The organism is Microbacterium salitolerans (genome assembly GCF_019720895.1).
In the GTDB taxonomy this organism is placed as follows: Bacteria; Actinomycetota; Actinomycetes; order Actinomycetales; family Microbacteriaceae; genus Microbacterium.
In genome coordinates this window covers 250,608-270,525 of the sequence record NZ_JAHKSH010000002.1, presented here as the reverse complement: position 1 = coordinate 270,525, position 19,918 = coordinate 250,608, and the positions used below count along the sequence as shown (strand labels likewise).

The 19,918-nt window shown below is 69.9% G+C and carries 24 protein-coding genes, 1 tRNA gene and 1 pseudogene; 11 read left to right on the top strand and 15 right to left on the bottom strand.

Going from position 1 to position 19,918, the window contains the following annotated elements; genetic code table 11:
• Positions 1-68: 68 nt before the first annotated feature.
• The 3 genes from KOL93_RS04495 to KOL93_RS04485 form a co-directional block, all read right to left on the bottom strand.
• Positions 69-154, bottom strand: a tRNA-Leu gene (locus KOL93_RS04495).
• A 109-nt stretch (positions 155-263) separates the two neighbouring features.
• Complete coding sequence (locus KOL93_RS04490; RefSeq protein ID WP_221584127.1) at positions 264-1,358, bottom strand: VIT1/CCC1 transporter family protein; 1,095 nt, start codon at positions 1,356-1,358, stop codon at positions 264-266.
• Between the two features lie 139 nt (positions 1,359-1,497).
• Entirely contained in the window at positions 1,498-3,249 is a 1,752-nt protein-coding gene (locus KOL93_RS04485) for a DEAD/DEAH box helicase (RefSeq protein ID WP_308291535.1), read from the bottom strand.
• 110 nt (positions 3,250-3,359) lie between these two features.
• Between KOL93_RS04485 and KOL93_RS04480 the strand changes: the two genes are divergently transcribed.
• Positions 3,360-4,190, top strand: coding sequence for an SGNH/GDSL hydrolase family protein (locus KOL93_RS04480; protein WP_221584125.1), 831 nt, complete (start codon positions 3,360-3,362; stop codon positions 4,188-4,190).
• Between the two features lie 110 nt (positions 4,191-4,300).
• Here the strand turns inward: KOL93_RS04480 and KOL93_RS04475 are convergent, their stop codons facing one another.
• A complete protein-coding gene (locus tag KOL93_RS04475; RefSeq protein ID WP_221584124.1) occupies positions 4,301-5,128 on the bottom strand; it encodes a TrmH family RNA methyltransferase in 828 nt (275 codons plus the stop codon).
• Between the two features lie 45 nt (positions 5,129-5,173).
• Between KOL93_RS04475 and KOL93_RS04470 the strand changes: the two genes are divergently transcribed.
• From KOL93_RS04470 to KOL93_RS04460, 3 genes are all read left to right on the top strand, one after another.
• Positions 5,174-6,037, top strand: a complete 864-nt coding sequence (locus KOL93_RS04470) for a Sir2 family NAD-dependent protein deacetylase (protein WP_221584123.1) — start codon at positions 5,174-5,176, stop codon at positions 6,035-6,037.
• Positions 6,038-6,072: 35 nt separating this feature from the next.
• Positions 6,073-6,630 carry a histidine phosphatase family protein gene (locus tag KOL93_RS04465; RefSeq protein WP_308291533.1) on the top strand — a complete coding sequence of 186 codons (558 nt, stop codon included), beginning with the start codon at positions 6,073-6,075 and terminating at the stop codon, positions 6,628-6,630.
• 120 nt (positions 6,631-6,750) lie between these two features.
• A complete protein-coding gene (locus KOL93_RS04460) occupies positions 6,751-7,230 on the top strand; it encodes an Lrp/AsnC family transcriptional regulator (protein ID WP_221584122.1) in 480 nt (159 codons plus the stop codon).
• Between the two features lie 139 nt (positions 7,231-7,369).
• Here KOL93_RS04460 and KOL93_RS04455 read toward each other — a convergent pair whose 3' ends face one another.
• Positions 7,370-8,269 (bottom strand): alpha/beta fold hydrolase, encoded by a 900-nt coding sequence (locus KOL93_RS04455; protein ID WP_221584121.1) that lies wholly within the window; start codon positions 8,267-8,269, stop codon positions 7,370-7,372.
• Positions 8,270-8,559: 290 nt separating this feature from the next.
• Between KOL93_RS04455 and KOL93_RS04450 the strand changes: the two genes are divergently transcribed.
• Positions 8,560-9,291, top strand: a complete 732-nt coding sequence (locus KOL93_RS04450) for a 3'-5' exonuclease (RefSeq protein WP_221584508.1) — start codon at positions 8,560-8,562, stop codon at positions 9,289-9,291.
• A 62-nt stretch (positions 9,292-9,353) separates the two neighbouring features.
• Here KOL93_RS04450 and KOL93_RS04445 read toward each other — a convergent pair whose 3' ends face one another.
• Together KOL93_RS04445 and KOL93_RS04440 are read right to left on the bottom strand one after the other, a co-directional pair.
• Positions 9,354-9,602 (bottom strand): type B 50S ribosomal protein L31, encoded by a 249-nt coding sequence (locus KOL93_RS04445; protein WP_221584120.1) that lies wholly within the window; start codon positions 9,600-9,602, stop codon positions 9,354-9,356.
• Positions 9,603-9,710: 108 nt separating this feature from the next.
• Positions 9,711-10,508, bottom strand: a complete 798-nt coding sequence (locus KOL93_RS04440) for an ABC transporter ATP-binding protein (protein WP_221584119.1) — start codon at positions 10,506-10,508, stop codon at positions 9,711-9,713.
• Between the two features lie 35 nt (positions 10,509-10,543).
• Between KOL93_RS04440 and serB the strand changes: the two genes are divergently transcribed.
• A complete protein-coding gene (gene serB / locus KOL93_RS04435) occupies positions 10,544-11,182 on the top strand; it encodes a phosphoserine phosphatase SerB (RefSeq protein WP_221584118.1) in 639 nt (212 codons plus the stop codon).
• 53 nt (positions 11,183-11,235) lie between these two features.
• On the opposite strand, the gene fabG is transcribed toward serB, so the two are convergent.
• A complete protein-coding gene (fabG, locus tag KOL93_RS04430; protein WP_221584117.1) occupies positions 11,236-11,958 on the bottom strand; it encodes a 3-oxoacyl-ACP reductase FabG in 723 nt (240 codons plus the stop codon).
• 109 nt (positions 11,959-12,067) lie between these two features.
• On the opposite strand from fabG, the gene KOL93_RS04425 reads away from it, so the two are divergent.
• Genes KOL93_RS04425 through KOL93_RS04410 form a run of 4 tightly spaced genes read left to right on the top strand, consistent with a single transcriptional unit; the run spans position 12,068 to position 14,095 of the window.
• A complete protein-coding gene (locus KOL93_RS04425) occupies positions 12,068-12,613 on the top strand; it encodes a DUF4190 domain-containing protein (protein ID WP_221584116.1) in 546 nt (181 codons plus the stop codon).
• Between the two features lie 38 nt (positions 12,614-12,651).
• Complete coding sequence (locus tag KOL93_RS04420; RefSeq protein WP_221584115.1) at positions 12,652-13,011, top strand: DUF3099 domain-containing protein; 360 nt, start codon at positions 12,652-12,654, stop codon at positions 13,009-13,011.
• On the top strand, positions 13,008-13,253 hold the full coding sequence (locus KOL93_RS04415; protein WP_374107104.1) for a hypothetical protein: 246 nt from the start codon (positions 13,008-13,010) through the stop codon (positions 13,251-13,253). Before KOL93_RS04420 ends, KOL93_RS04415 begins: the two co-directional genes overlap by 4 nt.
• Positions 13,250-14,095 carry an SURF1 family cytochrome oxidase biogenesis protein gene (locus tag KOL93_RS04410; RefSeq protein ID WP_221584114.1) on the top strand — a complete coding sequence of 282 codons (846 nt, stop codon included), beginning with the start codon at positions 13,250-13,252 and terminating at the stop codon, positions 14,093-14,095. Before KOL93_RS04415 ends, KOL93_RS04410 begins: the two co-directional genes overlap by 4 nt.
• A gap of 3 nt (positions 14,096-14,098) precedes the next feature.
• Here the strand turns inward: KOL93_RS04410 and KOL93_RS04405 are convergent, their stop codons facing one another.
• The 5 genes from KOL93_RS04405 to KOL93_RS04385 all read right to left on the bottom strand — a co-directional run bounded on the left by KOL93_RS04405 (position 14,099) and on the right by KOL93_RS04385 (position 18,658).
• Positions 14,099-14,950 (bottom strand): SDR family NAD(P)-dependent oxidoreductase, encoded by an 852-nt coding sequence (locus KOL93_RS04405; protein ID WP_221584113.1) that lies wholly within the window; start codon positions 14,948-14,950, stop codon positions 14,099-14,101.
• 117 nt (positions 14,951-15,067) lie between these two features.
• On the bottom strand, positions 15,068-16,666 hold the full coding sequence (locus KOL93_RS04400) for an ABC-F family ATP-binding cassette domain-containing protein (RefSeq protein WP_221584112.1): 1,599 nt from the start codon (positions 16,664-16,666) through the stop codon (positions 15,068-15,070).
• Between the two features lie 116 nt (positions 16,667-16,782).
• On the bottom strand, positions 16,783-17,376 hold the full coding sequence (locus tag KOL93_RS04395) for an energy-coupling factor transporter transmembrane component T family protein (RefSeq protein WP_221584111.1): 594 nt from the start codon (positions 17,374-17,376) through the stop codon (positions 16,783-16,785).
• Positions 17,373-18,065: an energy-coupling factor ABC transporter ATP-binding protein gene (locus KOL93_RS04390; RefSeq protein WP_221584110.1), complete on the bottom strand. Its 693-nt coding sequence runs from the start codon at positions 18,063-18,065 to the stop codon at positions 17,373-17,375. Before KOL93_RS04390 ends, KOL93_RS04395 begins: the two co-directional genes overlap by 4 nt.
• Entirely contained in the window at positions 18,062-18,658 is a 597-nt protein-coding gene (locus KOL93_RS04385) for a biotin transporter BioY (protein WP_221584109.1), read from the bottom strand. Before KOL93_RS04385 ends, KOL93_RS04390 begins: the two co-directional genes overlap by 4 nt.
• 47 nt (positions 18,659-18,705) lie before the next feature.
• Between KOL93_RS04385 and KOL93_RS16425 the strand changes: the two are divergent.
• A pseudogene (locus KOL93_RS16425) lies at positions 18,706-18,825 on the top strand (TetR family transcriptional regulator); the annotation flags it as partial.
• Between the two features lie 406 nt (positions 18,826-19,231).
• On the opposite strand, the gene KOL93_RS04375 reads toward KOL93_RS16425, so the two are convergent.
• A complete protein-coding gene (locus KOL93_RS04375; protein WP_221584108.1) occupies positions 19,232-19,435 on the bottom strand; it encodes a helix-turn-helix domain-containing protein in 204 nt (67 codons plus the stop codon).
• Positions 19,435-19,902, bottom strand: a complete 468-nt coding sequence (locus tag KOL93_RS04370; protein ID WP_221584107.1) for a DUF2975 domain-containing protein — start codon at positions 19,900-19,902, stop codon at positions 19,435-19,437. The genes KOL93_RS04375 and KOL93_RS04370 overlap by 1 nt, the downstream gene beginning before the upstream one ends.
• Between the last annotated feature and the right edge of the window lie 16 nt (positions 19,903-19,918).

Genomic DNA, 19,918 nt, shown 5'->3' with positions numbered 1-19,918 from the left:
CATCGTGCAACATGGCCGTGCACACGACGAAGGCCGAGCCCCGATGGGACCCGGCCTTCGACCTTCTGTGCGCGAGGGGGGACTTGAACCCCCACGCCCTAATACGGGCACTAGCACCTCAAGCTAGCGCGTCTACCTATTCCGCCACCCGCGCATTGGGTGTCGATTCATCTTCTCGAGCGCTTCCGCTCGTTTTCCGAACCGAGAAACAACATTACCACCGCCTCCGAGCACGGGCGAATCGAACACGGATCCCGGGCGCGTCACGCCACCGACACTCCGAAGACCAGCCCCAGCACGTACGTCACCGCGGCCGCTCCGAAGCCGATCGCCAGCTGTCTCAGGGCGCGTGGGAGCGGCGAGGCACCCGACAGCAGTCCGACCACGCCGCCCGTCAGAAGCAGGGCGATGCCGACGAGGACAAGCGCCACCGCGACCGCCGCGATGCCGCTGAGCCCGAAGATCCACGGGAGGACGGGGATGATCGCCCCCGACGAGAAGAACAGGAAGCTCGACGACGCCGCCTTCCACGCTCCCCCGACGACTTCGTGCGCATCGACCGTCCCCGTGCGCGCCGGCATGCGGCCCGCGTGAGCGTTCGCGACCACCTCGCGAGCATGGCGCAGCGCGTCGTCCTGCGGCATGCCGCGCGTGCGGTAGACGAGCGCGAGCTCGTTGGCATCGACGTCCAGATCCGGGAGGCTGTCGTCGGCGAACGCATTGGGCTCGGTCGCGTCGAGCAGCTCGCGCTGCGACTTGACCGAGACGAACTCACCCGCCCCCATCGAGAGAGCGCCCGCGAGGAGGCCCGCGAGACCGCTGAACAGGACGAACGCCCCGGAGACGCCCGTGGCGCCGATCCCCATGACGAGCGCGAGGTTGCTGACGAGGCCGTCGTTCGCGCCGAACACGGCGGCACGGAACGTGCCCGAGAACTGCCGCCGGCTGCGCGCGGCGAGCCCGCGCACGACTTCGTGATGGATCTTCTCGTCCGCCCGCATCGCCGGCGTCGCGTAGGGATCCGAATCGTACGGAGATCGCGCCTCGGCGAGCTGCGCGAGCGCAAGCGTGAAGATCGAGCCGAAGCGCGCCGCGAGCCACGCTGTCAGGCGTGTGCGGAGGCTCGCCTTCGGCATCTTCGACGGCTCGCCGCCCAGGAGCTGGAGCCAATGCCGTTCGTGGCGGTTCTCCGCCGCCTCGAGCTGCTGCAGGATGTCCCGCTCGTCGCCCGAGCGTCGACGTGCGAGCCGCCGGTACACGGCGGCTTCGGCGCGCTCGTCGGCGAGGTACTGTGCCCAGCGACGGCGCTGGGCCGGGGTCGCCTGTGACGGATCGAGTTCGGGCGAAGTCGCGGGCACGCGGAGCTCCTCGGAAGATGGTGTGACGCCCCGCGCGTCCCGACGCGGGCCTCATCGAACGTAGAACGCCGCCGTCCGAAGGACCCCACTCACGGACGCTTTCGGAGCATTTCGGATTCCCGAAGGGCGTGCGCTTGGGTCAGCTGCGCACGCGCTTGCGCAGCAGCTCGACGCGCGCCTGCAGCTGAGCGACCGTCGCCTGCGCCACGGGGGGACCTCCGCACGACCGCCGGAGCCACGCGTGCACCTGCCCATGGGCATCCCCCGTCTGCCGCGCGTAGACGCCGACGAGGCTGTTGAGGAGCTGACGCTGCTCCTTGAGCGTGCGATGGAGCGGGGCGGGGATGTCGGGCTCGATCCCGGACCTCTCTTCGCGGGACTCGCGTGCCTGGCGGTGCTTCGACTGCCGCGCCTGACGCTGCATGAGGAGGTCGTGCACGTGCTCGGGCTCGAGCAGGCCGGGGATCCCGATGAATTCGAGCTCCTCTTCGGTTCCCGGCTCGGCGAGCTGACCGAACTGCTGTCCCTCGAACACGACCGAGTCGAAGTGCGCCGTGGATCCGAGCGACTGGAACGAGAACTCCTCGTCCCGCATCAGCTCGTCGCTCGCCTTCTCTTCGCGCTCGGCCGACTCGAGGAGCGAGTCGTCGAGGCCGTCCTCGTCCTTCTCGCCGCGGTCGAGGACGTGATCGCGCTGCTTCTCCATCTCGTGCGCGTGCTGCATGAGCACGGGCACCTGCGGCAGGAACACGCTCGCGGCCTCGCCCTTGCGGCGAGCGCGCACGAAGCGGCCGATGGCCTGCGCGAAGAACAGCGGCGTCGACGAGCTGGTCGCGTAGACGCCGACCGCGAGGCGCGGCACGTCGACGCCCTCGGACACCATGCGCACCGCGACCATCCACCGCGACGTGTTCTGGGAGAACTGCTCAATCCGCGACGAGGCTCCCTCTTCGTCGCTGAGCACGACGGTCGGGACCTGCCCCGTGAGCTCGCGGAGCAGCGCGGCGTAGGCACGCGCGTTGGACTGATCGGTCGCGATGACGAGGCCGCCGGCGTCGGGCACGTGGTGCCGGATCTCGGTGAGACGCTGGTCCGCGCTCTTCAGCACGGCGGGCATCCAGTCGCCCTCGGGGTCGAGCGCCGTGCGCCACGCCTGGCTCGTGATGTCCTTCGTGTTGTCCTGGCCGAGATTCGCCTCCATCTCGTCGCCCATGCGGGTGCGCCACTTCATGTGCCCCGTGTACACGTGGAACAGGACGGGACGCACGACGCCGTCGGCGAGCGCACGGCCGTAGCCGTAGCTGTAGTCGGTCACGGATGTTCGCAGGCCCTGCTCGTCGGGCGCATACTCCACGAACGGAATGGGGGCTTCGTCGCTGCGGAACGGCGTCCCGCTGAGCAGGAGGCGTCGGGTCGCGCCCTCGTATGCGTCGCGGATGGCGTCGCCCCAGCTGAGCGCGTCGCCGCCGTGGTGCACCTCGTCGAGGATCACGAGCGTGCGCGCCTCGCCGACGAGGGCGCGATGCACGGACGACTTCACGGCGACCTGCGCGTAGGTGACGACGGCGCCGTGGTAGTGGCGCGCCAGATACGGCGATCCGTTGCTGAACTCGGGGTCGAGGCGGATCGACACGCGTGCGGCCGCATCGGCCCACTGCGTCTTGAGGTGCTCGGTCGGGCATACGACGACGACCCTGTCGATCTCATCGCGCTGACGGAGCTCGCGGGCGACGGTGAGGGCGTAGGTGGTCTTTCCGGCGCCCGGCGTCGCAGCGACGAGGAAGTCTCGCTTGTTCTGCTCGAAGAACTGGTCGAGGGCCTCCTGCTGCCACGCCCGGAGCCTGCCCGCCGTGCCCCTCGGGGCTCTCTGCGGATAGGAGGGACTCAGCACGATCAACAACGATAGACGCGACCACCGACATTCTTCTGCGCGGACCTCACAGGTGATGGATCCGCCGCCGATGAGCGGCTAGATTCCCTTCTGCCGACGATGGAGGAACGATGACGACGCCGACGGATCCCCGCACCCCGCATCTGCCGAATGCGCACGTCCATCCGTGGCGACGACTCGTCGCGGTGGGCGACTCGTTCACGGAGGGCCTCGGCGATCCCGAGGAGTCGACGCCCGGCGGACACCGCGGTTGGGCCGACCGCGTCGCCGAGGTGCTCTCGCAGCAGGCGGAAGACTTCGCGTACGCGAATCTGGCGGTGCGCGGCAAGCTCATCCGGCAGATCATGGACGACCAGATCGACTCTGCCCTGGCGCTGACGCCGGATCTCGTCACGATCTGCGCGGGCGGAAACGATGTGCTGCGTCCCGGCACGGATCCTGATGAGATCGCCGTGCAGTTCGAGGACGCCGTCACGCGCCTCGGGTCGGGCGGCGCGGCGGTGGTCGTGTTCACGGGCTTCGACATCGGCTGGAACCCGGTGTTCAAGACGTTCCGCGGGAAGATCGCCATCTACAACGAGAACGTGCGCGCGATCGCGGACAAGCACGATGCACTCGTGGCCGATCTCTGGGCGCTGAAGGAGATCCAGGGCGCGAGCTTCTGGTCGGAGGACCGCCTCCACCTCAACCCGATCGGACACCACGAGGTGGCGCGCCTGGTGCTGCGCACCCTCAACGTCGCGAACGACCTGAAGCCGATGCAGGCCCCTCCTCTGCCGGAGCGCACATGGCGTCAGGCGCGCCGCGAGGATTTCGTATGGGCGCGCACCCACCTGGTCCCGTGGGTGCTGCGTCGCCTGCGCCACCAGTCCTCGGGAGACGGCGTGCTCCCGAAGCGCCCCGACGCCGCGCCCTTCATCGGCGGCGACAGCGGGGTCTAGGTCGTGTCTCACAATTGATCGCCGACTGCGCAGGCCGCGAGCACGCGCCTCGCCTTGCGATGTACGCACTCACGACCTTGCTCGTTGCGGCTCCAATTGTGAGACACGCCCTAGCGCGCCGGCGGGTGCTGCAGCGCCCAGAGGGCGACGGAGGCCGCGGCCGCGACGTTGAGCGAGTCCACGCCGCCCGCCATCGGGATCATCACCGTCGTGTCCGCCGCATCGAGTGCCCAGCGCGTGAGCCCGGGTCCCTCGGATCCCATCGTGAACGCCACGCGTTCGGGCCGCGTCGCGGCGAACGCGTCGAGCGGGACGGCCTCCTCGGACAGCGCCATGGCCGCGATGTGGAAGCCGGCGTCATGGAGCATCTCCCGAGCGCCGGCACCGTCCTTCCGGCGCCACTCAGGCAGCCTCGTCCACGGCACCTGGAAGACCGTGCCCATCGACACGCGCACGCTGCGGCGATAGAGCGGATCGGCGCACCGCGGGGTCGCGAGCACGGCGTCTGCGCCGAGCCCTGCGGCCGCACGGAACGCGGCGCCCACGTTCGTGTGGTCGACGATGTCCTCGAGCACGAGCACCGTGCGGGCGTCACGCAGGACGTCCGGCACGGACGGCAGAACGGGTCGATGCATGGCCGCGAGGATCCCCCGATGCACCGCATAGCCGGTGACGGATTCGGCGACCTCGTCCGCGACGACGTAGACGGGGGTATCCGACTCACCCAGCAGCTCCTCGACGTCGCCGAGCCACTTCTCCGCCGTCAGAACGGATCGGGGCGAGTGCCCCGCGCGGAGAGCCCGCCCGAGGACCTTCGCCGACTCGGCCATGTAGAGGCCACCCTCCGGCTCGAGCACGCGCCGCAGCGCGACATCCGTAAGGCTCCGGTAGTCGGCGAGGCGCTCGTCTGAGGCGTCGGTGATCCGCTCGAGATGCATCCGGCCATCCTCTCGCACCTGTCTGGGGCCGCAGGATCCGGCCGTATGATCGTGCCCGTGAGCATCGCGCAGGAGTCCGAGTCCGAACTGACGACTCAGATCGGGCGGGCGATCGACGCCCTGGCGGGATGCCGACTCGCCGTGCTCACGGGCGCCGGAATCTCGACCGACTCCGGAATCCCCGACTATCGCGGCGAGGGCGCTCCGAAGCGCACGCCCATGACGGCGCAGATGTTCCTCGGCGATGAAGACGCGCGGCGCCGCTACTGGGTCGGCTCTCACCTCGGCTGGCAGGCGTTCTCCGCCGCGGAGCCGAACCGCGGGCATCAGGCGCTCGCAGATCTCGAACACGACGGTGTCGTCACGGGCGTCGTGACGCAGAATGTCGACGGCCTGCACCTGCGTGCGGGGTCCGCACGCGTCGTCGAGCTGCACGGCACCATGCGCCGCGTGTTCTGCACCGACTGCTACCAGGTGTTCGATCGGCGCGACATCGGCGCGCGCGTCGAGCGCGACAACCCCTGGATCACGGTGCCCGACAGCGTGCCCCTCGGTCCCGACGGCGACGTCGCTCCCCGCGCCGAGTTCGATTTCCTCATCCCGGACTGCACGGTGTGCGGTGGTCTGCTCAAGCCGGATGTCGTGTTCTTCGGCGAGTTCATCCCCGCCGAGAAGTTCCGCGAGGCCGAGCAGCTCGTGCGGGCCAGCGACGCGCTCGTCGTCGCGGGCTCATCGCTCGTCGTCAACAGCGGGATCCGCCTGGTCGAGCGCGCCAGACGGCGCAGGATCCCCGTCGTGGTCGTCAATCGCGGCGCGACCAAGGCCGACCAGCGCGCGACGGTCAAGATCGACGGCGGCACGAGCGAGGTGCTCGCGCGCCTCGCCGACGCGCTGCCCGCCCTGCGGTGACCCCCGCCCCATCGCACCCGGATAGGGTCGGCTCTGTGACGATCATCGCTCTCGTACGCCATGGTGAGACCGAGTGGAATCGCGAGGGGCGCGTGCAGGGCCACAGCGATATCCCCCTCAACGACACCGGTCGCGCGCAGGCGCAGGGCGCCGCTGAGGCGCTGCGCGGCGGCGACTACGCGCGCATCGTGGCGAGCCCGCTGCTCCGCGCGCGCGAGACCGCTGAGATCATCGGCCGCGCGATCGGCCTCACCGCGCCCGCCCTGTACGACGGGCTCAAGGAGCGCGGTTACGGCGAGGCCGAGGGCATGCACGCCGCCGAGTACTGGGAGCGCTATCCCGGCGGCGTCGATGTGCCCGGTGCCGAGACGAACGACGAGGTCCTCGCACGGGCGCTCGACACGCTCGCCCGGATCGCCGCCGATGGGACCCCGGCGATCGCCGTGGCGCATGGCGGACTCATCTCGCGCGTGCTGCGGCACGCCTCCGACGGCCGCTACCCGCGTGCGGGCGAACGCATCGGAAACGGATCCCAGCAGATCCTCGACGTGACCGACGACGGGATCCGCGTCATCGGATACTCCGGCACCTGACGCGTTCAGCCCTCACTGATCAGCCCTGACGTAACACTTCGACACGTCGCGCAGTAGTTCCGATAACGGTTGAGCATATTGACCATGATGCGACCGTCAGCACTGGTACCGTCATGCACTATGGCCTCACTGGATCACGTCGACCTCGAGCTGATCGCCGCGCTGTCGGATGACCCGCGCGCGACCGTCGTGGCGCTCGCGGAGACCCTTCGCATGTCGCGCAACACCGTCCAGTCGCGCATGGCCCGCCTGGAGAAGGCCGGTGTGTTCCAGTCGTTCGAACGCACCATCGCGCCGACGGCGCTCGGGTTCCCGCTGCAGGCCTTCATTTCGATCGGCGTCATGCAGGCGTCGCTGCCTGCGATCACCGACGAACTGCGCCGGATCCCCGAGATCGTGCAGGTGCACGGCGTCTCGGGCCAGGTCGACATGCTCGCGCTCGTCGCGTGCCGCGATGCGCGTCACCTCTTCGACGTCGACGCCCGCATGCTCGGAGTCACGGGCGTGGAGCGCACCGAGACCCAGCTCGTCATGAGCGAGGCGATCCCGTACCGCGTCTCGGGTCTCATGGAGCTCGCTCGCCGCGAACCGCAGCGCTGAGGCGAGAGGCCCCGTCAGGGCCGCAGCGAGCATGGTCGCGCGTACGCGCCTCCCCGTGCGGACAAGGTGGTCGAATCGCCGCAACGTGCGCCGGTGTCGGCGCCGCGACGCACGTACCCGCGGTCCGCACCGTCGACGATCAGTCGGGAGACGCGCCCGAGGGGCTCAGGAAGTCGCGGATCGCCGCGGCGGCCTCCGCGGGCTTCTCATAGTGGATGAGGTGTCCGACGCCGTCGATCTCGACGAGCGACGAGTCTGCGAACAGGGCGGCGAGCTCGCGCTCCGCGTCGATCGGCGTGATGTCGTCCTGCATCGCGGCGACGAGCAGGGTCGGCTGGCGGATCCGCCCCGCCGACTCCCGGACATCGTGCGAGACGCTCGTCACGAAAGCGTCGCGGAGCGTGTCGCGATCGCTGAAGTCGGAAAAGAATCGGTCGTGCTGATCGTGGATCCAGCGCCGCAGCCGCGCATCTCTGGTCTTCGCCATCGCGACGCTCATGACGCGGACGATGAGACGCGATCGCAGCAGCCAGGTGCCGAGGCGGTGCGGCAGCCGGGCGCTCGCACCGTAGTAGATGACCGCGAGGCGTGTGAGGATGCCGCGGGGGCCCTCCAGAGCGGGGGCGCCGATCGGATTGACGAGGACAAGGCGCGGCGCGGCGAGCCCTCGGGCGACGGCCGCTGACGCGACGATCGAGCCGAACGAGTGGCCGAGCACGACCGCCCCGGGTGCGACCTCGCGCGCGAACGACGTGAGCCAGTCCACGTACGTGTCGAGGTCGTGCGTGCGGTCGGCGACCGGGGGCGTCTCGCCGAAGCCCGGCAGGTCCGGCATGATCCAGCGCGCCTGCGGCAGGTGCGCGACCACCGGTTCGAGGCCGTGATGATCCCCGCGGAAGCCGTGCACAGCGAGGATCGCGAGGGGCGCGTCAGAGGCCCCGTACTCCCAGTAAGCGGTGCGCGTGCCGCCGGCTTCGACCTCGTGCCGCTCCGAGGGGACGCGGTCCAGCAGGTCGGCGTAGGGCGAGGGGACGGGCACCATCCGAGTGTATGTGGCGTGGCGCGCGTCGAATGTCAGGGGTCGCACCTACCTTCGTGGGTATGAAGACGACGTGGCCCGACCCGCCGCCGCTCTTCGGGCTGGCAGACCTCGAGCATCCCGGCGAGCGTCCGTCGTGGGTGCCACGCGAGCCGCGGACCCGCACCCCCAGGGCCCGCTCAGCAGCGACGCGCGATCATCGACACGAGGGAGCGCCCGCCGCGCTCCTGGCCGTCGACGGCTCCCTCGCGGTCGACCTGCCCTCCCCCATGACACCGCAGGAGAATCGCATGCCCTTCGACGACATCATCGCGCGCTACGCGCCGGTCGCGGGGCATCCGCTCTCCCGCCTCGCCGTCTTCGACCTCGAGACCACGGGCGTCGACGTCGCGCGCGATCGCATCGTCACGGCGTATGTCGGCGTACTCGACGAGTCGGGTGCGGTGCTCGCCTCGTCCGAGTGGCTCGCCGACCCGGGCATCGAGATCCCCGCGGGCGCTGCTGCTGTGCACGGCATCACGACCGAGATGGCCCGCGCCGAGGGCCGCCCCGCCCGACAGGTCGTCGGCGAGATCACCGAGGCGCTGCGCGCGCTCCTCGACGCGGGGATCCCCGTCGTCGCGTACAACGCGCCGTTCGACTTCTCCGTCCTGAAGAACGAGGCGGTCCGCCACGCGCTCGCGCCGATCGCCAATCCGTCGCCTGTCGTCGACCCGCTCGTGGTCGACAAGCACCACGACACCTACCGTCGCGGCAAGCGCACGCTCGACATCGTCGCCGAGCACTACGGCATCCCGCTCGACGACGCGCACGAGGCATCGGCCGACGCGATCGCCGCGGGCCGCGTGGCCCTGGCTCAGGCGAGCCGCTATGCGTCCGACTTCCCCGGCTCCCTCGCCGAGCTGCACGAGAAGCAGGTCTCCTGGGCGGCAGAGCAGGCCGAGAGCCTCAGCCGCTACTTCGTGAAGATCGGCAAGATCGACGCGGGCGAGACGATCGACGGCAGCTGGCCGATCCGCTGAAGATCTCCCCGAGAACGAAGAAGGCCCCGCCGAAACGGGGCCTTCTTCGCGAGAACTGCGGCTTACTTGCCGAAGTTCTTGAAGCGCTGGTTGAACTTCTCGACGCGGCCAGCCGAGTCCATGATGCGCTGCTTGCCCGTGTAGAACGGGTGCGACGCCGACGAGATCTCGACGTCGATCACCGGGTACTCGACGCCGTCGAGCTCGATGGTCTTGTCGCTCGTGGCGGTCGAGCGCGTGAGGAACGTCTCGCCCGAACCCAGGTCGCGGAACACGACGGGCGCGTACGTGGGGTGGATGTCAGTCTTCATGGGATGTCCTTGCGAAAGATCGTGTGAGGAGGGAATTGTACGAGCCAGAGGCCCGTACCGGCGCACCTCGAGCGCCAGCGAATGATCTTACCAGATCGGTCCTGGGCGTCAGGGAGCGGCAGGCGCCTCGGCTCGCGCGACCCAGCGTCCGCCGTGTTCGATGACGGCGATCGGGATGCCGAACGCCTTCTGCAGGTTCTCGCGGGTGAGGGTCTCGCGGAGCGGCCCCTGAGCGACGGACCTGCCGTCGCGCATGAGCATGACGTGCGTGAATCCGACGGGGATCTCCTCGACGTGATGGGTGACCATGATCATCGCCGGGGTCCCCGGTGCCTGCGCGTAGCCGCCGAGCAGGTGCAGCAGCACCTCTCGCGCACCGAGATCGAGGCTCGCGGTCGGCTCGTCGAGGAGGAGGAGCTCGGGATCCGTCATGACGGCGCGCGCGATCTGCACGCGCTTCTGCTCGCCGTCGCTCAACGTGCCGAAGAGGCGATCGGCGAGACCGTCGAGGTGCCACTCGGCGAGCACGCGCCGCGCGCGTCGCTCGTCGATGCTCTCGTACTCCTCGTTCCAGCGACCCGTCACGGAGTAGGCGGCCGTGAGGACGACGTTCAGAACCGTCTCGTCGGCCGGGATCCGGCGGGCCAGTGCACTCGAGGCGAACCCGATCAGCGGTCGCAGTCCGAACACGTCGGTCCTGCCGAGACGCTCGCCGAGGATGTCGACGGATCCGCTCGTCGGGTAGAGCAGCGTGTCGGCGAGCTGCAGCAGCGTCGTCTTGCCCGCGCCGTTCGGCCCCAGGATGACCCAGCGCTCGTCGTCGTTCACCGTCCACGAGACCTCGTCGACGATGTGACGGCCGTTCCGACGCACCACGACGTCGTTCATCTCGAGCACCGAAGTCATGACGTCGAGCCTACCGATCGGAATCAGTACTCTCGGTGAACGTGACTGCGCGTTTTCTCGTCGTTCTCGACGCCGACTCCACCCTCATCCGCAACGAGGTCATCGAGCTGATCGCCGATGAGGCCGGCCGCGGCGCCGAGGTCGCCGCGGCGACCGAGGCCGCGATGCGCGGCGAGACCGACTTCGCGTCGAGCCTGCGCTCGCGCGTCGAGGAGCTCGCGGGCGTCCCCACCTCGGCGTTCGACTGTGTGCTGTCGCGCATCGAGCCGACGCCGGGCGTCACCGCCCTCACGGACGCCGTCCACGCGCGCGGCGGTCTCGTCGGCGTCGTGTCCGGCGGCTTCCACGAGATCCTCGACCGCCTCGCCCCGACGCTCGGCGTCGACATGTGGCGTGCGAACCGGCTCGAGGCCGCAGAGGGGATCCTCACCGGCTCCGTCGACGGACCGATCGTCGATGCGCAGGCGAAGGCCGATCATCTGCGCGCGTGGGCCGCGGAGCACGAGGTCGCGCCGCACCGCACGATCGCGATCGGCGACGGCGCCAACGACCTGCTGATGATCGCAGCAGCCGGGCTCGGCGTCGCCTTCAACGCGAAGCCCGCGGTGCGCGCCGCGGCCCCCCTGACCGTCGGCCCCGTGGATCTCGCCCAGCTCATCCCGCTGCTGCCCTGACCACCTCGGTTCGCCGTCGCCGGCATCGCGGCGCGGGGCGAGATCCGGGCGCCTCAGTGCCCCATGCCGAGGCCGCCGTCGACCGGAATGACCGCGCCCGAGATGTACGCGGCGTCGTCGCCCGCGAGCCAGGACACGACCCCCGCGATCTCCTCGACCGATCCATAGCGCCCCGCGGGGATCTGCTTCTTGTAGGCCTTCTGCGTCTCGTCGTCGAGCTCGGCCGTCATGTCGCTCTCGATGAACCCGGGGGCGACGACATTGGCCGTGATGCCGCGCCCGCCGAGCTCGCGTGTGATGGCGCGCGCGAAGCCGACGAGACCCGCCTTCGACGCCGAGTAGTTCGCCTGGCCGGCCACCCCGTACAGCCCCGACACGCTCGAGACGAGGATGATGCGACCGCGACGCGCCTTGATCATGCTCTTGATCGCGCGCTTGACGGTCCGGAAGGCGCCGCCGAGGTTCGTGTCGACGACCGCGTCGAAGTCGTCGTCGCTCATCCGCATGAGCAGCGTGTCCTTCGTGATGCCGGCGTTGGCGACGACGGTCGTGACCGGACCGAGCTGGGCCTCGACGTCCGCGATCGCGGCATCGAGGGATGCGCCGTCCGTGACGTCTGCGCGCACGGCGAGAGCGCCCTCCGGGCCCTCACCGGATCGCGCCGTCACGGCGACGCGGTATCCGTCGCGCACGAGGCGCTCGGCGATCGCGCGTCCGATCCCTCGGTTCCCGCCCGTGACGAGGGCGACGCGGTCGGACGTGGCAGCTGCGCTCATGTTGTTGCTCCTGGATCGGAAGGAATCGGCCGCCGATCAGCCTAACCGTCGGCCTCTCTCCGCACGCGGAACGCAGTAGTCTGGAGGGGACGCAAACGGGAGGGAACCCATGTCGCACGAGCAGCCGTCGTACCCCGAGCCGGTCCGGCCGCAGCCGTCACGCGAGACGCCGGCGGATCAGTCTCAGACGCTTCCGCTGGATCCGCCGTTCGAGTCGCCGCACTCCCCCGCGCCCGCCACTCCGACCGCCACGTACCAGGCGCCGCAGCCGTCGCCGTATGCGACTCCGGGTGCCGCGCCCGGTCACCCCGTCTACACGACGCCCGCGAACCCCGCGAATCCGCTCGCCGTGACGTCGATGATCTGCAGCTTCGTCGCACCGGCCTCGTGGCTGTTCTCGTGGATTCCAGTGCTCGGCGTCATCCTCATGGCCGTCGCCGTGGTGGCGCCGATCCTCGCCGTGATCTTCGGCCACATCGCCCTCTCGCAGATCAGGAAGTCGACGCAGGGCGGCCGGGGAATCGCGCTCACCGGCCTCATCGTCGGGTACGTGACCATCGGGCTCACCCTGCTCCTCGTCCTGATCGCCGTCGTCGCGATCATCCTCTTCGGCGGGACCTTCCTCGCCCTCGTTCCCGCGCTCGCAGCGGCGTAGCCCCCCTCCCATCTCCGGCGGATTAGGCTGGAGACATCGTGAACCGCAAGCACCCCGCACCGACCGCGACCTCGCTCGGCACCTCTCCCGATGAGGACGAGACGTCGCGCATGCGGCAGTATCTCCTCACCATGGGGATCCGCACGGCGTGCATCGTGCTGGCCTTCGCGATCCAGCCGTGGGGCTGGTACACGGCGGTGTTCGCCGTCGGGGCGATCTTCCTCCCCTATTTCGCCGTCGTTATCGCGAACCAGAGCCAGTCCGCATCCGCCTCGCAGGCCGAGCAGCCGGAGCTCTCGATCGGCCCTCCCGCTCCCGCCGAGGAAGCGCCCGCCGAGGCGACGCCGCCCGTCATCCGGCTCAGCGAGACGCCCCAGCGTCCGGAGGCCGACGCGTGATCCTCGGGCTCGATCCCGACTCCCCGCAGTGCTCCCGCGCAGGATGTCGGTCGTCCGCGTCGTACAGCGTCGTGTGGCGCAATCCCAAGATCCATTCGGTCGATCGCCGCAAGGTGTGGCTCGCGTGCGCCGAGCACGTCGACTACCTCCGCGACTTCCTGGCATCACGCAGCTTCCCCGTCGCCGTCGAAGACGGGCTCGTCGACGGAAACGGTGTCGTCCTGCCCGAGGCGGACGCATGAAGCGGTGGCCGCGCGCGGGGCGCTGGAGCATGTACGTAGGAGTCGCGATCCTGTTCGCGATCCTGTGCGCGGTGCTCTCGCAGTGGCAGTTCGCACGCAACGAGCAGCGCGAAGCGGCGAACGCGCTGATCGCGAACAACTACGACGCCGCCCCCGTTCCCCTCACCGAGCTGATGACGGGCACGGACGACTTCGCACCGGGCGACGAGTGGCGACCGGTCGCGCTGACCGGAGAGTATCTCGCCGACGATCAGCTGCTGGCCCGGAACCGCGCGCAGGGGGGCACCAGCGCGTACGAGGTGATCGTGCCGTTCCAGCTCGACGACGGTCGCATCATCGCGGTCGATCGCGGGTGGATCCCTCCCGCCGACGGTGGCGGCCCGGAGACGGCCCCGGCTCCCCCGGACGGCGAGGTCACCGTGACCGCGCGCCTGCGGCCGAGCGAGCCCCTTCCGCCGTCGGGCCGCGGCGCCCCCGACGGGCAGCTCCCCACGATCCACGCACCGCAGGTGGCCGCCGTCGCGGGCGAGAGCACGATCACGACCGCCTACGCCGTCATGGTGGAGGAGGATCCCGCCGTCGCGGAGCGCCCGCAGCCGCTCGCCGAGCCCGAGCAGGATCCGGGCCCTCACCTGTCGTACGCGATCCAGTGGATCCTGTTCGCCATCATGGGCTTCGGCTTCATCGGCTACATGATCCGCACCGAGATCCGGGCGACTGACGAAGACGAGGACGACCCGGACGAGCTCGACGCACCCGCGCCCCGCAAGAAGCGGGACAAGGGCCGCCGCGACCGCGACATGGAAGAGGAGGACGCCCTCCTCGACGCCGCGGAGCGGTGAGCGTCAGCGCGGCTTCGCCGACCCTGCAGCCCCCGTCGGCTTGAGTGCGAAGCCGCCGCCATCGACCGCGAGCACCTGGCCCGAGACCCACCGCGCCCGGTCACTCAGCAGGAAGAACGCGGCCGACGCGATGTCCCACACGTTCCCCTCCGTCTGCAGCGCCACGTTCCTGCGCCGGATCTCCCGCATGTCCTCATCCATCCCGCGCGCGGCGAAGGCGCCCCAGATCATCCCGACTCGGACGCCGTTGACGCGGATCCCGCGCGGCGCGAGCGTCTGGGAAGCGCCGACGGTGAGCTTCTCCAATGCCGTCTTGGCGATGGTGTAGGGCATGGCCGGCCCGCGCCCCTCCGTGGCGCCCGATGAGATCGTCACGATGGATCCACCGTGTGAGAGATGCTTCTGCGAGTGCTTCATGACCCGCCAGGCCGACGTGAAGTTCAGATTCATGACGCGCTCGAGTTCTGCGTCGTCGATGTCGAAGATCGGCACAGCTCCGCCGCCCCCGATCGAATCGGCGACATGATCGAGGCGGCCGAAGCGCTGCACGGCGCCGTCGACGGCCGCCGCGACCGATCCGTCGTCTGTGACGTCGACATCGAACCACGCCGCGTCTCCTCCGGCCGAGCGGATCGCGTCGACCGCGCGCTCGCCGGCCTCCTGGTCGACATCGAGGATCGCGATCGACGCGCCGCTGCGCGCGCACAGCCAGGCGATCGAGAACCCGACCCCGCCGAGGGGGCCGCTGAGACCGCCTCCTGCGACGAGAGCGACCTCTCCGTCCATCCTCGGCGCCTCGTCCGCCGCGATCGCATCGGAGGTGGTCTGCGCGGCCCAGTCGTCGCGAGATGTCATGGTGCTCCCGGTGGCGTCGTCACGGCGGCCCGCAGAGCGCGGATTCGCCTCGATCGCCACCACTCTGCCGCGCACTGCGCCGCCTGAGACCGACAATTTCGCGACGCGGAAGAACCCCTACGCGAGCGTGATGAGATCGATGTAGCTCTTGTTCCAGATGTCCTCGACGCCGTCCGGCAGCAGCAGGACGCGCTCGGGGTTGAGCGCCTCGACAGCGCCCTCGTCGTGCGAGACGAGCACGACGGCGCCCTCGTAGTGGGCCAGCGCACCGAGGATCTCCTCGCGGCTGGCCGGGTCGAGGTTGTTCGTCGGCTCGTCGAGCAGCAGCACGTTCGCGCTCGACACGACGAGCGTCGCGAGCGACAGGCGCGTCTTCTCACCACCCGACAGCACTCCGGCCGGCTTGAGTACATCGTCGCCGGTGAAGAGGAAGGAACCGAGGACCTTGCGCGCCTCGGTCTCATTGATGTGGGGAGACGCCGACATCATGTTCTGCAGGACGCTGCGGTCGACGTCGAGGTTCTCGTGCTCCTGCGCGTAGTAGCCGATCTTGAGCCCGTGTCCGGGTTCGATCTGCCCCGTATCGGAGTCGTCGACACCCGCGAGGATGCGCAGCAGCGTCGTCTTTCCCGCGCCGTTGAGGCCGAGAACGACGACCTTCGAGCCCCGGTCGATCGCGAGATCGACACCCGCGAAGATCTCGAGCGCGCCGTACGACTTCGACAGGCTCTTCGCCATGAGGGGCGTGCGTCCGCAGGCCGACGGCTTGGGGAACCGGATGTTCGCGACGCGATCCTCCCGGCGCACCTCGTCGAGACCCGACAGGAGCTTCTCCGCGCGCGCCTGCATCTGATGCGCCGCCGCGGCCTTGGACGCCTTCGCCCCGAACTTCGCCGCCTGCTGCTGCAGGGCGCCGGCCTTCTTCTCGGCGTTCGCCCGCTCCTTCTTGCGACGCTCCTCGTCCGCGACCCGCTGGCGCTGGTAGTGCTTCCACCCCATATTGTAGATGTCGATGATCTGGCGATTCGCATCGAGATAGAACACGCGGTTCACCGTCTCGCCGACGAGGTCGACGTCGTGGCTGATGACGATGAGTCCGCCCTTGTAGGACTTCAGGAACTCGCGCAGCCACACGACACTGTCGGCGTCGAGGTGGTTCGTCGGCTCATCGAGGATCATGGTGTCGGCGTCGCTGAAGAGGATCCGTGCGAGCTCGATGCGACGGCGCTGACCGCCCGACAGCGTCTTCAGCGGCTGGTCGAGGATCCGGTCGGGAAGCGAGAGGTTGCTCGCGATCGTCGCGGCCTCGGCCTCGGCCGTGTATCCGCCCAACGTCTCGAAGCGCTCCGTGAGGCGCCCGAAGCGGCGCATCGCCTTCTCGGCGACGGCGGCGTTCTCGGATGCCATCTCCTCTGTCGCCTGCGAGATGCCCGCTGTGAGGTCGCCGAGCCCGCGTGCGTTGAGGATGCGCGTGCGCGCGAGCTCCTCGGGATCGCCGGATCGCGGATCCTGCGGCAGGTATCCGAGTTCGCCCGAGAGCGTCACGGTCCCATCGTTGGGAGGAAGGTCACCCGCGAGCACCTTCGTGAGGGTCGTCTTCCCCGCGCCGTTGCGCCCCACGAGCCCGATCTTGTCGCCACCGGCGACACGGAAGCTCACATCACTCATGAGCAGGCGCGCACCGACGCGGATCTCGAGGTCACTGACGGCAAGCACGAGGAGGGTCCGTTCTGTCGGGGATCTTCGACGCGAATGCGCCAGCTGACCATCCTATCGGCGTGTGACTGGCCGTCGGCCGGGCGTCGCGGCGCTTCGGCTCCGCGACGTCCCGGTCAGGCGAGCCCGCGGGCGGTGAGAGCGTCGCCCATGTCGTCGGCGTGGCGCAGAGACAGCACGAGGAGGGTCACGATGGCGCGGGGCCCGAGCCGCACGCCGCGAGCACGCTGCGCCTCCCGGATCCGCGCGGCGAGCGACGCGATCACGGGGATCACGGCGATGGTGAGCGACAGCGTGAAGGCGACACGCCAGGGATCCACCCCCACGCGACGCAAGGGCTCCAGGAGGCGCTGCAGGACATCGATCATCTCCCCCGTCGGCGTCGTCATCGTCACGACGGCGGCGAGCAGGACGACGGAGACCACGCGCACCGTGCCGATGACCGCCGTCTCGGCATCGAGGAAGATGACCTGCGTCACGAGGAGGAAGGCGATGATCCACTTCGCCGCCCACAGCTGGCGTGCCCAGGTCGCACCCCCGAGGCCGCCGAGGAGGAAGAGCACGAACGTGATCGCGAATGCGCCGGCCGCAGTCCACACGGTGTGGGGGAACAGCGAGGCGACGAGGGCGAGCACGGCGAGCCCCGCGAGCTTCGTCCCCGCGGACAGGCGGTGCAGAGGGCTCGTGCCGGCCCGGTAGAGCGGGATCACACGTACTCCGCGCGATAGGCGTCGATCACGTCGGCCGGGTCGCCGACGGACGTGAGCCGGCCGTCGTCGAAGCGCAGCGCGACATCGCAGCGCGCCGCCAGGTCGAGGTCGTGCGTGACCACGACGACCTGCTCGGGTGCGCTCCCGACGCCGTCTCCCTCGATCAGCAGGTCGGCCATGCGACGCGCGTTGCCGAGATCGAGGAGGGTCGTCGGCTCATCCGCGACGAGCACGCGCGGCTCGCGCACGAGCACGGCGGCGAGGGCGAGCAGCTGCTTCTGTCCACCGGAGAGGCTGTAGGCGGGCTGCTCAGCGTGGCCCTCGAGCCCGAAGCGCGCCAGCGCCGCTCTCACGCGGTCCGCGACCTCACGGCGCGGCACCTCCGCGGCTCGAAGCGACAGCGCGAGATCCTCGGCGGGAGTCGGCATGAGGATCTGCGCGTCGGGGTTCGTGAACAGGAATCCCACGGCGTCGCGCGCGCGCTTCGGCTCGCGCGCGACGTCGATTCCGCACACCTCGACGGATCCCTCGCTCGGCACGATGAGGCCGTTGAGCGTGCGGGCGAAGGTCGACTTGCCGGATCCGTTCGCGCCGATGACCGCGACGCGCGACTCGGCGAGGTCGACGGCGACGTCCGCGAGGATCCGCGTGCCGTCGACCTCGACGCCGAGACCGTCGACGCGGATCACGCGGTCTGCACGACGCGGCGCGAACGACGCACGCTGGCAGGGAATGCCGGCGGATACGCGCGGTACAGCACCATCGTGAGGGCCGTCGCGATCACCGCCTTGATGATGTCGCCCGGGAGGAAGGCGAGCGACGTGAGCGCCGTGTCGCCGAGGGACATGCCGGTGACAGCCGCCTGCACGGGGATCCCGAACGCGTAGATGACGGCGATGCCGCCGATGACCGCGCCGAGCGCGACGCGCCACCACACCAGCCGGCGCGCGCCCGCGTGCGCGATGAGTCCGACGACGATCGCGGCGGGGAGCCAGCCGATGAGGTAGCCCGAGGCAGGGCCGAGGAAGACCCCGAGGCCTCCGCGGCCGCCCGACAGCACGGGGAGACCGACGGCAGCCAGGAGGAACACGACGGCAACCGCCGCCCCGCCGCGCTTCCATCCGAGAACGGTTCCCGCGAGCATGACGCCGAGCGTCTGGGCCGTGATCGGCACGAGGCCGGGCACCGGGATCGGCCCCATCAGTCCGAGCACGGCGATGATCCCCGCGAACACGGCGACCCGTGCGATGTCGCGGGCCTCGAAGCGGTCGTTCCCTGTCATGTCACGCCTTCCTGAACACCGTTCATTGAACGCCGTTCAGTATAGTCATGCGCATGGCGAATCGCGGCACCCACGACCTCGAGCAGATCGTCGACCGCGCGCTCGGCCTCCTCGACGAGTTCGGCCTGCCCGACCTGTCGATGCGTCGCCTCGCGACCGCACTCGGCGTGCAGCCGAGCGCCCTGTACTGGCATGTCGAGAACAAGCAGTCCCTGCTCGCGGCGGTAGCCGACCGCATCGTCGGCGAGGCGGGCCACGCGACCGACGTCGCGTCGACGGCGCGGGCGATCCGCCGCGCGATCCTCTCTCACCGCGACGGCGCGGAAGTGGTCATCGGCACCGCCGCCCTGGCGCTCGGATCCGACCCCGCCCACGCTCTTCTCCGAGACGCGCTGACCCGCGAGGGTTCCGCCGACCCCACCCGAGACGCGGCCGTACTCGCGCAGTTCCTGCTCGGCCACGTGTCACTTGTGCAGCAGCGCATCCAGGCCGCCGAGATCGGCGCCTACGACGCCGATCCGGAGGAGGTCGCGGAGTCGACCCTCGCCGATTTCGATGCGGGCATCGCGGCTCTCACGACTCGTAGCGCAGGAGCTCCGCGGGCTGACAGTCCAGCTCGCGACACAGCGCCTCCAGCGTGGCGAACCGCACCGCCTTCGCGCGACCGTTCTTCAGGACAGCCAGGTTGGCCGGAGTGATCCCGATGCGATCGGCCAGCTCTCCGACCGCCATCCCACGACGCGCGAGCATGATGTCGATGTCGACGACGATCGGCATCAGATCACCTCGTCGAGCTCAGCGCGCGACGCGATCGCCTGGGCGAGCAGCCCGCGCATCACCGTGACGACGAGCGCGACCCCCCAGCACATCGCCGCGAACACACAGACGAGCAGCACGACACCGGGGGCCGGTCCACCGTCATCCGGGAGCGGGGCGACGAGCACCGCGGCGGCGAAGACGACGATGCCGGCGACACCGCAGGCGCCGATGATGGCGTCCACCCAGCGGAACGCACGCGCGCGGAACACGAGACCCTGCCGCGCCAGCGCGAGAAGCCGCCACACGCACACGAGCACGACCTGCGCGCACGCGAGGAACGCGACCGCGCACCCGATCACGCCGCGCTCACGGGCGCCCGAGAGCTCGTCGCCGATCTCGAGCAGCAGGACGGTCTGCAGGAAGAGCGCCCCCGCGAACGCCAGGGCGACGATCGCCTGCGCACCCCGTGTGATCCATCGACTCATGAGGTCTCCTATCGAT